Origin of the sequence: Micrococcus endophyticus, assembly GCF_014205115.1 — a bacterium.
Taxonomy (GTDB): Bacteria; Actinomycetota; Actinomycetes; order Actinomycetales; family Micrococcaceae; genus Micrococcus; species Micrococcus endophyticus.
The window spans coordinates 1706542-1718389 of record NZ_JACHMW010000001.1 but is presented as its reverse complement, the minus strand read 5'-3'; the positions used below and the strand labels follow the sequence as shown (position 1 = coordinate 1718389).

The 11848-nt window shown below is 66.3% G+C and carries 11 protein-coding genes and 1 pseudogene; 5 read left to right on the top strand and 7 right to left on the bottom strand.

Features of this window, described 5'->3' with window-relative positions:
• Nucleotides 1–24 precede the first annotated feature (24 nt).
• Nucleotides 25–899 (bottom strand): annotated as a pseudogene (locus HDA33_RS07850) (IS5 family transposase); the annotation flags it as partial.
• 146 nt (nucleotides 900–1045) lie between these two features.
• Nucleotides 1046–2230: a pentapeptide repeat-containing protein gene (locus HDA33_RS07845; protein WP_184172321.1), complete on the bottom strand. Its 1185-nt coding sequence runs from the start codon at nucleotides 2228–2230 to the stop codon at nucleotides 1046–1048.
• Nucleotides 2231–2887: 657 nt separating this feature from the next.
• Here HDA33_RS07845 and HDA33_RS07840 point away from each other — a divergent pair.
• Nucleotides 2888–3580, top strand: coding sequence for a hypothetical protein (locus HDA33_RS07840; protein WP_184172319.1), 693 nt, complete (start codon nucleotides 2888–2890; stop codon nucleotides 3578–3580).
• Between the two features lie 404 nt (nucleotides 3581–3984).
• On the opposite strand, the gene HDA33_RS07835 is transcribed toward HDA33_RS07840, so the two are convergent.
• The 3 genes from HDA33_RS07835 to HDA33_RS07825 are packed head-to-tail and all read right to left on the bottom strand — an operon-like array spanning nucleotide 3985 to nucleotide 6789.
• Nucleotides 3985–4794 carry an AAA family ATPase gene (locus tag HDA33_RS07835; RefSeq protein WP_184172317.1) on the bottom strand — a complete coding sequence of 270 codons (810 nt, stop codon included), beginning with the start codon at nucleotides 4792–4794 and terminating at the stop codon, nucleotides 3985–3987.
• Nucleotides 4791–6185, bottom strand: a complete 1395-nt coding sequence (locus tag HDA33_RS07830) for a Mu transposase C-terminal domain-containing protein (protein ID WP_184172315.1) — start codon at nucleotides 6183–6185, stop codon at nucleotides 4791–4793. The genes HDA33_RS07835 and HDA33_RS07830 overlap by 4 nt, the downstream gene beginning before the upstream one ends.
• Before the next feature lies 1 nt (nucleotide 6186).
• On the bottom strand, nucleotides 6187–6789 hold the full coding sequence (locus HDA33_RS07825) for a recombinase family protein (protein WP_184172312.1): 603 nt from the start codon (nucleotides 6787–6789) through the stop codon (nucleotides 6187–6189).
• A gap of 332 nt (nucleotides 6790–7121) precedes the next feature.
• On the opposite strand from HDA33_RS07825, the gene HDA33_RS07820 reads away from it, so the two are divergent.
• From HDA33_RS07820 to HDA33_RS13125, 4 genes are all read left to right on the top strand, one after another.
• A complete protein-coding gene (locus tag HDA33_RS07820; RefSeq protein ID WP_184172310.1) occupies nucleotides 7122–8621 on the top strand; it encodes an MFS transporter in 1500 nt (499 codons plus the stop codon).
• A 17-nt stretch (nucleotides 8622–8638) separates the two neighbouring features.
• A complete protein-coding gene (locus HDA33_RS07815) occupies nucleotides 8639–9211 on the top strand; it encodes a TetR/AcrR family transcriptional regulator (RefSeq protein ID WP_067718726.1) in 573 nt (190 codons plus the stop codon).
• 89 nt (nucleotides 9212–9300) lie between these two features.
• Nucleotides 9301–9537 (top strand): DUF3817 domain-containing protein, encoded by a 237-nt coding sequence (locus HDA33_RS07810; RefSeq protein WP_420826926.1) that lies wholly within the window; start codon nucleotides 9301–9303, stop codon nucleotides 9535–9537.
• A gap of 146 nt (nucleotides 9538–9683) precedes the next feature.
• Entirely contained in the window at nucleotides 9684–9935 is a 252-nt protein-coding gene (locus HDA33_RS13125) for a helix-turn-helix domain-containing protein (protein WP_246416912.1), read from the top strand.
• Between the two features lie 46 nt (nucleotides 9936–9981).
• On the opposite strand, the gene HDA33_RS07800 is transcribed toward HDA33_RS13125, so the two are convergent.
• Nucleotides 9982–10926: a hypothetical protein gene (locus HDA33_RS07800; RefSeq protein ID WP_184172308.1), complete on the bottom strand. Its 945-nt coding sequence runs from the start codon at nucleotides 10924–10926 to the stop codon at nucleotides 9982–9984.
• 9 nt (nucleotides 10927–10935) lie between these two features.
• Complete coding sequence (locus tag HDA33_RS07795; protein ID WP_184172306.1) at nucleotides 10936–11289, bottom strand: hypothetical protein; 354 nt, start codon at nucleotides 11287–11289, stop codon at nucleotides 10936–10938.
• Between the last annotated feature and the right edge of the window lie 559 nt (nucleotides 11290–11848).

The window sequence follows — 11848 nt, the reverse complement described above, 5'->3', positions numbered from 1 at the left end:
GTCACCTACACGTGCACCAGTCCCTTTTGACCATGCGAGCACAGCATTCAGGACCACAGCGGCCCTGTAGATGATCGCGTACTTGTCATACCGGGTCGCCAGACCCCGCCACTGCTTCAGGTGAGCGTACTGACGCTCGATGACGTTGCGGCCCTTGTAGGCGTCCGCGTCGAGGCTGACGGGGCGCCCGCCGCGGGCACCGCGCCGTCTGCGGTGGCCCTGCTGGTCGGCCGGTTCGGGGATGACCGCTTTGATCCCACGGGCGCGTAGGTGGGTGCGGATCGCCCGGGAGGAGTACGCCTTATCGCCCAGCACGGCCTCGGGGCGGGTCCGGGGCCGCCCTACTGGCCGGGTCACGCGCAGCTGCTCCAGAAGAGGAAGCAGCATCGGGGAGTCCCCTGCCTGGCCGGGGGGTGATCAGGCTGACCAGCGGCAGCCCGGTCCCATCGACGAGCTGATGGATCTTCGTGCTCAGCCCGCCACGGGAGCGCCCGATGCCGTGATCGGCCGGCTCCTCACGCGGATTCTTGTAGTTCGATCCATCCCCCTGTGTGGCGGGTGATGTTCGTCGCGTGCTGGTGGGCGCGGGCGATCGTGGAGTCCACCGAGACCGACCAATCGATCAGGCCTTCGGCGTCAGCGGCGGCGGTCAGCGTGGCCAGCACCGTGTCCCAGGTGCCTTTTTCGGCCAGGCGCCGATGCCAGGTCCACACGGTCTGCCAGGGCCCGTAGACCTCGGGCAGATCCCTCCAAGCGATTCCGCACCGGTACCGGTAGATGATCGCCTCCACCATGGCGCGGGCGTCGGCGAACGGCCTGCCGGCGCGGCCGGTCCGGGTCGGGAGCATCGGGGCGATCAACTCCCATTGGGCGTCGGAGAGCATCTGGAACCGGGACATGTCCCCAGGGTCTCAGCTGACTCGTGCATCTATTCTCAGACACGCCCTAGTTCTGGCACTTCAGTTGTGGCGAGTCATTTGGCGAGCGACGCGCCGCACATCCGACGCCGCCCCGTCGCATCCCGGACGCCCGCCACAAACGACCATTACGGCTCGACTGCGAATTGCGCCCCGATTAGGGCATACTGTGGCACGACCGCTTCCTTAAACACTTGCTCACGGTTGCCGGTGAACTGCGCACCGGCGAACGAGGTGGTTTTGCCGGTGAACTCCGCCCCGCCGAACCAGGTGTTCTCGCCGGTGAACTCCGCCCCGGCGAACCAGGTGTGCTCGCCGGTGAACTCCGCCCCGGCGAACCAGGTGTTCTCGCCGGTGAACTCCGCCCCGCCGAACGAGGTGGTTTTGCCGGTGAACTCCGCCTCGCCGAACGAGGTGGTTTTGCCGGTGAACTCCGCCTTGGCGAACGTGGTGTGCTCGCCGGTGAACCGCGCCTCGGCGAACGAGGTGTGCTCGCCGGTGAACCGCGCCTCGGCGAACGAGGTGTGCTCGCTGGCGAACCGCGCCAGGTCGAACGTGGTGTGCTCGCCGGTGAACTGCGCCCCGGTAAACCAGGTGTTCCGGCCGGTAAAGCGAGCACCTATGAGGTCCAGGTCGACCAAGTAGGCGCCGATGAGGTTGAAGTCGAGCCCGCACCACGCGCCTCCTTCTTGTAGATGGTCGCGGAGGACAGCGCCGATGGTGGTACGGATCTTCGCGTCCGCAGCCCCTAGACCTTCATCGGCGGGTGGGGGGAGGCGGAGAAACCCGCACAGCACGTCGACGCACTGCTGGCGCTGTTCAGGCCAGTCGTCGGCCAGGTTGGCCATCGCGTACACCCCGGCCAGCTGTACCGCCGCCCGGTCACTGCCGAGCTGAGTCGCGGCCTCACCGTAGCGGGACCGGAACGCCGCATCGACCTCTCTTTGGGCCGCAGCCTCGGCCCGTTGGCCTTCGGCGTCGCGCTCGAGGATGCGCTGTTTGAGCACCGAGATGGTCAGCGCGACCGCACCGCCTGCGCCGGCCACGACGCTCAGGGCGAGCTTCAGCAGGTCGATGCCCTTGACCTTGAGCCTGTCGCTGTCGTCCCAGGGCCATACGCCTCGGAACATGAGCCACAGCACGATCGTGAGTACGGCGGCCACGATCAGGCCCAGGATCACGGCGGTGGCTGCCCAGCCCAGCACTCCCCACAGGCGCGGGTGTTTCACCCGGCCGCGCTCGGGCTTGGCCGCAGGCTGCGCGGGCACCATGCCGACTTTCGGGTGCGGGGGAGTGATTGGGCCGTCGCTCATGCGCCCAGTGTCGCAAACTCGTCGTTCGGTCCGCTCACTAACGAGGGATTTCGGCCAGGTGGCCGGGTCGGGGCGTGGCCAAGGCGTCGCACGCTCACGCGGTCTGCCCGCAAACGATGGCCGAAACACCAGATGGGCCGAAACTCGCAGTGACCGTTAGGGAACAAAGTCAGGACGCGCGAGGATGTCCACCCAACGGGGTCAACCTCAAGATTCAGAAGGCGTCTTCGGACCTCGAGGCTCATGGTTACCTCGAGCCCGGTGGTACCAGTTCGTACCGGCCCGTCCTCACGTCCGCAGGCCTCGAGCTCGGACAGCGCTTCAACTTGGGCCTCATCGACGAAGTGATCCGCGTCCGTGACCAGGAGCATCAACTCATCTGGAACCGTGTTCTTGCCGTTCAACGGTGTCAGCCGGCTCCCTGTTTCAAGCTGCCACCATGCGCCCATGCTTCTACCGTAACCGAGCTCCACGGACCACTTATGTGAACCCCATCCCTATAGCACACCAGCCATGTCGAAATGGGGGCACAGCCTCGTGGGCACCAGGTCGACTGACCGAACGCGTTGATCGATCCCTTAGCAGCAGCGTGAGTGCGCCCTCCCACAGGGCCACCGTGGTAGATCAATCCGGCCAGCGGGCTCGTATGGTGTGTCCATGTTCAACGAGTCTTGGCCGTGGAAGCGCGATCTTGCCAACGCTGCCGAGCGCTTGGAACGGGCCCGGCTGGGCGTCCCTGCGGTCCTAGACCAGGCCTTCGCCTGTCAGCTGTTCACGCAACAACGTCCCTGGACATCACAACTAGATGGCGCGGATTCATATGAGGCGGAGATAGAAGCGCTCTACCTTGTTGAGCGGGACGTCATGAACGGAGCCTTCGCCGTCCGGCGCCTGATCGGGATGCCGTCCAAGGTCACCAAAGCAACAAGGGAGACAAAGGCAAGAGTGGTCCGTTACCCCCTGCGGGTGGGCGCGAAGGCACCTGACGTCTGGGATGCCCTTGGAGATCTCGACATGTACGACATGGAGGCACCCGCGGAGGTGGTGGTCACGGCAAACGAGGTCTGTAACCTCTTCATCCACAGCCTCATCATGCGCTTCGCATGGACCCTCGAATCTCTGGCCCTTAGCGACTGGTGGGCCCTAGACGAGAGTGATCCTCGCGTCGAGCGCACCCCGGACGAACTGGCTGGATGGCTGGTCGCTTCCGACAGGTCCAGTACCCAGCATTTGACTTTCATCCCGCTTCGTGTACTCGTTCGAGTTATGCGCCTCTTTGCTGAGGATGAGGTAACGATGGTGACGAATCGCCGGGACCCCCAAGGTCGTATGCATTCCACGGCATCGTGACACTGGTTGATTAACCTTGCCCTTTGCGGAGATCGCCCTCTGGTGAGCGTCGTGCAGATGCGTCGCATGCGGCATCCAAAAGGCCCGGCCGCCAACCTGCCCGCCATGGAGACCCACACTGGCCGAGCCCTGCGCGCGCAGCTCACGCGGAAGCATTCGTGAACTAATAACGCCCAGCCCGGCCCACTCCCACCGATCCGTGTACCCGGGCCTCGTGAGATGCGTCGCGCGAGGGTGCCCGCCGCCCATCCTGGCCGGGAGGAGGCCACGAGGTGGGGATGCCGCTCTAGGGTGTGCCTGAGAAACCGTCCAGTCGGGTATACCCCTTTACACACCCCGCCCGCCCACGAGACTGTGACCTTCGCCGGTAAATGCCGGGGTTCTGTCGATGCTCCGTGGCGGTCTCAGGTGGTGCCAATGACGAGAGTGCTGGCAGCTGCTTCGATGACATCGTTGGTGATGGTGTCGAGCTCGTTGATCCTCATGACGCGCTCGATCTGCGGGAAGAGCCGCTCTAGCAGTCGGAAGTTCCCGCGGGTGATGCGAGTGATGGTGGCGATGGCCTGAGCGTCGGTGAAGTCCTCGGAGTCGAGGGTCTTGCCCAGGGAGCGCCAGTGACGCTGGAGGACGAACAGCAGCTCGTCCGTGCCCAGGGGCCGGTACTGGTGGGCGAAGCCGACACGGCTGTAGAACTGGGGGTAGTGGCTGAACTGCTTCTCCAGCCCGGGCATGCCGATCAGGATCAGCGCGATGTTGTCGCGGTCGTAGCGATCGCGCAGCAGCTCCAGCGCGGTGGGACGGAGCCGTTCGGACTCGTCGACGATGAGCAGCTCGACGTAGTTCCTGCCGTGCCGTCGGGCCGGGGTGATCTGGCCGACTGCTTCGAGGTGCTGCTCGATGCAGATGCTGGTGCGGGCGAGGGCCTGGTCGAGCTCGTCCTTCAGCACCCGTGGGGTGGTGAGGACGCTGGGGGTGTAGAGCACGGTGCGGCTGCGGGCCAGAGCGGCATAGACCTTGGCGTCGCTGTCGGCGCGCGGCCCCCAGTAGGTCAGCAGGTCATAGGCCTTCTCCCAGTGGGCGTAGCGGCGCGCGGACAGCGTCTTGCCCACCCCGGCCGGTCCGAAGCACAGACCGATGGTGCGGCCGCGGCGGACAGCGTCGGCGAACTCGGTGAAGCGGCGATGCTCCTTGGTGACGATGAAGCGCTGGTTCACCTCAGGTCCTCCTTGTAGACCTTCAACTTCCGCCGCGGCGCCGGCGGCTCGGCTGTCGGTGGCTTCTCGGTGGTGTTCGCGGCGACGACGGCGATCCGTTCATTGATGCCTTGGCGCAGGGCGCGACGGCGAGCGTTGCGGGCAGCCTGAATCTCCTTGAGGCCGATCTTCTGATCGTGGTGCTCCTGGTTGACTGCCTTGCAGAGGAACTCGTCATGGTCGAACACGCGGATCTCGGTGATGTCGCGGGGGTCGTAGCGGATCACTACTGACCGTCCGACGTAGCCGGCCAGCGTTGGGGAGACGTAGCGCAGGCCCTGGAAGCGGATGCCATCACGGCGCACCACCCGGGACTGGGCGACCGTGAGCAGCAGGCCATCGAGGTCTTCCAGGTTCGCGGGCATGCGCGGCAGCCAGCCCTCGGCGATCCACGCGATGCGCGGCGAGGTGCCGATTTCGCTGTGGATCCGGTCGTTGTAGGTGGCCACGAACTCCTCCACCGCGCTGTCGAGCTCGGCCAGGGACAGCTTCGGCGTCGGAGCGGGGTGGCCCTCGGTGATGTAGCCGGGCAGGTCAGCGAGCAGCTCGGTGTTGACGGTGCCGAAGAACCGTTCGATCTTGCCCCGGCCCTGCGGACGGGCGACGGTGGAATGGATCAGCCGGATGTGCAGGTCGACGGCGGTGCGGGTGAGGTGGTGGCTGATGAAGTCACTACCGTGGTCGACGTAGAGCACGTCCGGCAGGCCGCACATCGGCCAGGCCGGGTCGGACTTGTGCCAGATCGCCTGCCGCAGCGCCAGGGCGGTGTTCATCGCGGACGGCGCACCGAGGAAGACGGTGTAGCCGCAGATCGCGCGGGAGCAGTCATCGAGGATCGTCGTCAGCCAGGGGCGGGCGTGCTTGCCGTCGGTACCCACCACGAGAATGTCGAGCAGTGTGTGGTCACTCTGCCACATCGCGTTGGGCCGGTCGGCCTGCCGGCGCAGCACCAGCTCGTGCTTGTCACGGTAGGAGGCCGCGCCCTCCAGGGCGAGGGTGACCATGCCCGGATCGAGCGCCGCCACGATCGAGCGGATCACCCCGTAGGAGGGCACCGGCCACCCTCGGGTACCGCAGATGCCGGTGACCTTGCGGTGGAGCGTGGCGATCGCAGGCCGGGGCTTGCTCAGCGCCAGGCCCTCGATCAACCGCACGAGCTCCGTGGGCAGATGGTGGGTGCCGGCGTCTGAGCGCTGTCCTGTCTCCAGGCCCGCGTACCCGTCGGCACGGTAGCGGGCGTGCCAGCGCTCCAAGGTGCGCAACCCGATCCCGGTCTCCCGGGCCAGGGCGCTCAGCGGGATACCGTCCTCGACGTGCAGCCGGAGGATGCGCCATCGCGCTGGCCCGTCCATTTCACGCCTGCTCGGCGACGGCCTCGCGGGCGCGGGCCGCCTGCTGGTGGCGATAGAGCGTCGCCCGCGACCAGCCGACGAGTCGAGCGGCATCCTCGGCGGTACGGCCCTTCGCGCGGGCATCGCCCGCGATCTCGAGCTTCTCCGCGATCACAGCCGGGTCGACCGGAGGCCGGCCAAAGCGGGTGCCATTCTGCTTCGCCGCGGCGATCCCGGCATTGACCCGTTCGGTGATCAGCTCGCGCTCGTACTCGGCCAGGGTGGCGAGCATGCCCAGCATCATCCGGCCCGACGTCGTCTCCGGGTCGATCCCGTCGGAGACCGATCGGATCTTCATGCCCTGGCCGCGCAGCAGCGTGACCGTGTTCAGGACATCGATGAGGGACCGGCCGAGCCGGTCGATGCGCCAGACCACCACCGTGTCACCGTCCTGGGCGTAGTCCAGCAGCCGCTTCATCCCCGGCCGCTCGATCGCGACCCGGCTACCCGAGGTCACATCGGAGAACACGTCCCGTTCTTGCACCCCGGCCTCCACCAGCGCATCGACTTGCAGCTGCGCATCCTGCGTCGCCGTGCTCACCCGCGTATATCCCAGAAGCCTCATACGCTCAGCATGACTCACAAGCCCATAGACCGCACCCCTGTGAGGCATTCTCCGTCGAGACGACTTCGCAAGACAGCCCCGAGAGAACGTGCACGCAGGACGTGGGTTCCCGTCGCACCTACCGTCGGATGTCTCGTAAAACTGTACCCAACTGAGGCACCAGCTCGTCCGGTTTTGCCTGCATCGAAGTGCCGCGCCTTCGCTCTAAAACCTTCCAAGCTTCGCCGCCCGCGCGCCATGCACAGCGCGCGCCGTGAGTCTCTCCCTCCGTCGACTTAACTACACCATCCATCCGGTACAGTTATGTCGTTCACGACGAGAGGAAGACGCGCATGTCCGCGATGACGAAGAGGCGACGCTGGTCGCTGCTGGTGACGGTTGGAGCAGGTCTGCTGCTGATCACCATGGATAACTCGATTCTCTACACGGCCCTGCCGACGCTGACTGAGGAACTGCAGGCTTCGAACACACAGAACCTCTGGATTATCAATGCCTACCCCCTGGTGATGGCGGGGCTGTTGCTGGGCAGCGGAACCCTGGGGGATCGCATCGGCCACACGCGGATGTTTGTTGTCGGTCTGGTGATCTTCGGACTGGCTTCCCTGCTGGCAGCGTTCGCTCCGTCACCCGAGGTCCTGATCGCTGCGCGTGCTGTGCTCGCTGTCGGTGCGGCAGCGATGATGCCGGCCACCCTGGCGCTGATCCGCACCACTTTCACGGTCGAGCGTGAGCGCAATTTCGCCATCGCGGTCTGGGGAAGTATGTCGGTCATCGGGTTCGCCCTCGGCTCGATTATTGGCGGCACACTCCTTGAGTTCTTCTGGTGGGGCTCGGTGTTCTTGATCAACGTGCCCGTTGTGGTGCTGGCGCTGGTCGCTACCTGGCTGATCCGCCCGGCCAACGACCCGGATCCCTCGAAGCGATGGGATGCCATCTCCTCGATCTTGGTGATGATCGGGCTTGTCGGAACGGTGATGGCCATCAAAGAGATCGGCCACGCGCCGCCCTCGGCAACGACCATCATTGTTGCGCTGCTCGTTGCTGCCATCGGGTTCTGGCTGTTCGTGCGCCGTCAGCGAGGTATGGAGCAACCTCTGTTGGAGTTCTCCATCTTCGGCAACCCGGCGTTCACTGCCGGAGTGCTGGCCGCGTCGTTCGCGATGTTCGCGATCGGGGGCATCCAGCTCGTCACTACGCAGCGATTCCAGCAGGTCGCCGGATTCAGCCCGCTGGAAGCTGGGCTCTTGGTCGCCGCGATCGCCGTGGGCACGTTGCCGACAGCGCTCCTGGGGGGCGCGTTCCTGCACCGCACCGGACTGCTCGCGCTCATCACCGGCGGTCTCGCCTTCGCCACCGGCGGCGTCGTGGTGACGGTCATCGGATTCCAGTCGTCCTTCGGCGTGCTGATCCTCGGACTGCTGTTGACCGGAGCTGGTATCGGAGCCGCCTTGGCGGTCGCCTCCACCGCGATTATCGGGAACGTGCCGGTGCGCCGAGCAGGCATGGCCGCCTCGATCGAAGAAGTCTCCTACGAGTTCGGCAGCCTCATTGCAGTGTCCGTGCTCGGGAGCCTGCTCACGGCTATCTACGGCGCACGCGTCGTTCTACCCGACGGCGCCCCGGACGCGGCTGGCAACAGCATCGCTGAGGCACAGGCTGCTGCGCAGGGTGACGCAGAGATCCTCCAGGCGGCGGCGACGGCTTTCGATTCCGCCTACCTCGTTGTGATGCTGGTCGTCGCAGTCGTTCTCGCGGTGGGCGCAGTCATCACCGGAGTGCTTCTGCGCCGGTACCTGCCTGGCACCCAGTCACAGCTGCACTCCGAGCACTGACCGAGAAAGGATCGCCCATGCGGACCAGTAAACGGGACACGATCCTCAAGGCCGCCCTCAGCGTTGTCGAGACCGACGGCGTCACGGCGCTCACGTACGAATCCGTCGCCGCAGCCTCCGGACTCACCAAAGGCGGGCTGCTCTACCACTTCCCCTCGAAGGACGCCATGATGCTCGCGCTGCACGAACATCAAGCCCAGCACTGGGACGAGGAGATGATCCACGCACTGGGCAAGGACCCGGATGAGGCATCGCAGGATGAGCGACTCGCCGCCTATGCCCGAGTCAGCGCCCGCGGCGCCACCGGCGCGGAGTTACTGCTTATGCTCGAAGCGAGCACCGACAGCGAGCTCAGCAAGCCGTGGAAACGAGTCATCACTCGCTGGGTCCCCGACCCCGCCAGCATCGACCCGACCGACCCTCGGGCACTGCAGAAGATGGTCGCCTACCTCGCTGCCGACGGTCTTTGGCTCAGCGAATCCGTCGGCGCGATCCCACTACCCCACCAGCTGCGCGCCGCGCTGGCAGAGCACCTCGCCCGCTCCGTCGCGGACGCAGACGAACTCCCGAGCAACGAGGCGAACCAATGAGCGCAAGCACCCAGCAGCGTTATGGACTTCCGCTTGTTGCAAGAGTCTCCATCGTCGCGGCCTTTCTCGAAGCCTTCACCTGAGCTGGTCTGCTCGCCGGGATGCTCCTCAAGTACGTGACGGGCACAACCGACGTCGGTGTCAGCATCTTCGGCGCCCTGCACGGCGGCATGTTCCTCATCAACCTCGCCATAGCGCTCATCACCGCCATCACCCTGCGGTGGCCATGGCGGGTCACAGCTCTCTCGATCATCGCCGCGGTACCGCCACTGACGACCATTCCCCTGGAGATCTGGCTACGTCGACGAGGACACCTCAGCTGCTGACGATGACACTGCCGCCCTCGCATCGGCGGCAGGACTCTCGACCACGGACGGCCAGACCACGCTTGTCATCGGTACCACCAACTAAAGCCGCCACGGAGCATCGACAGAACACCGCCATTTACCGGCGAAGGTCACAGGATGGGCTCATGCTGGGCATCCTGGCGGCGTTCGCTGAGTTCGAGCGCCGGCGGATCAAGGAGCGTCAGGCCGAGGGCATCGCGTTGGCCAAGGCCCGCGGCAAGTACGTCCAGGCCCCGAAGCTCTCGGACACCGACGTGGAGCAGGCGCGCGTGATGATCGAGATGGGGATCCCGAAGGCCGAGGTGGCGCGCGCGTTCGGGGTGAGCCGGCAGACCCTCTACACCTCGATTGCCCGTCGAGGGTCAACCCACCAGTAGGGCGGCCTCGCTCTGGATCTCGTACCGCTACGAGTTGGCCGAGGCCCTAGGGGCGTGCGGGTCTGGTGCTCTGAGGGGAGGAACTTTGGGCGGACTTCTCTTCCGTTTTCATCTTTGTGTCGGCCAGGGTCTGCACCCAGCGGGCTTTCTCCGCCTCGGACCTGCGGTGGTTGCGTAGGGAGACCAGGCCGACGCCGAGCCCGAACAGGATGGGCTTCCAGATCTGGTCGTACTCCAGCACCGTGATCAGCCAGGCGGGCAGGGCAGGCAGGTCCACATGAAGGACCGGCAGGTGGATCTGGGGGTACACCGGCACCGGCAACTCGATCCGCGGCCAGACCGGTACGGGCAGGTGGATCCGCGGCGGACGGAAGGCCGGCAGCTCGACGTCCCAGTCGGGCAAGAGCCGACCGAGCAGCGGTATCACCACCAGCAGGAGGATCGCCCAGCCGGCTTTCCCGAGGCCGCCAAGCAGCGGGTAGGCCACCCGCTTGACGGAGCTGGACTCCATGGCCTGATGTCGCCTCTCCCCGCGGGAGCCGGCCGGGGGGTCGAACTCCGCGACAGCACCCGCTTCCCGGAACTCGACCTGCAGCAGCTCCCCGAACAAGGACGCCTGGATCCGCAGGTGCGGCTTCTCCCGGGCCACGGAGCCCGTGACGTCCGCGAGTTTGAGTGCGGCCGGCGCTCCCTTCAGCGGCAGCACCCCGTTCGTGGTGGCCTTGAACCGGCCACGCACTTGACCGTCAACTCTCACCTGGAGGCGCTGCGGGGGATTCTGGCGCCACCGCGTGAACCGTTCCCGGAAGGAGGCGTCGGGGCCCGCATGCTCGCCGACGCGTGAGCGTTCGCGGTCGCCGGCGGGCGTCCCGTCGTCGCCACCTGCCCAGGAGTCCTCCAGCGGCCACTCCGGGTCGCGTGCGAGGAACTCGGCATCGCACCCCTGCTCGAGCTCGATGACGCCGAGATCGGGATGGTGGAGCGTCCACACCTCCACTGCTCAGCCCCGTTCCGTCCGAGCCCCGCCGATCATGCCGCCCAGCCGGCAGATCAGCACGACGCCAACGGCGTAGACCCAGGTCCCGGGATTGGAATAGAGCAGCAAGGCGAGCCAGCACAACGCTCCGGTGATCACCGGGAAGGCCCAGGTGCGGCGGAACACCCGGCCGTCCAGGAAGCCCAGGCTGAGCGCGGCCAAGAAGAGCCAGATGATCAGCAGGACGGTGGCGGTGGCCGGCTCGGCCACGGTCCCGATGGCGAAGGGAACCACCAGATAAGACAATGCGGACGCCGCGTAGGGCCAGGACTGGCGTGCGGTGCGTTCTGGTTCTTCGGTCGTGGTGGGCTCACTCATGGTGATCTCCACGCTATCGGGCGTGGGATAAGCGGGCATGCGAACCGATCTAGGGCGTGTTTGAGAATGGATCCAGGGTCTTAGCCAAACCCTCGAAGCATTATCAGACACGCCCTAGAAGGCCGAGGTCATCCCTGCCAGGCGGCTTCGGGCAACCGTGGAGTCGCGGGCGAGGCGGGGCCGCGAGGGCCGGGTGCACTGGCGGAACACGCGGTGCCTCCCCGAAGCACTCGACGACGCCCTGCCGCCGAGACGGAGGTAGTTCACCCTGCCACCAGAACCCAGCACCGGCTGCCTCCCTGCCTTGGAACGAAGCACAGGGCGTTTCGCGGCCGCCCGCAAGGCGCCAGGCCCTGCCGTCAGCCGCCCCCCCGACCGCGGCCGACAGGTGAGTCGGCTGCCTGCCCAGACGTCGTCGGGCGGTGCCTCGAGGCCGAGCGACCGCATCGACCGCGGGTCGCGTGCATCACCTGAGTCAGGATCCCGCCCGGGTTCCGCTTCGTCGCGTTCATCACCGACATGCTTCGCCGCCGCACCGTGGGCTGGGCCGCCTCCGGCC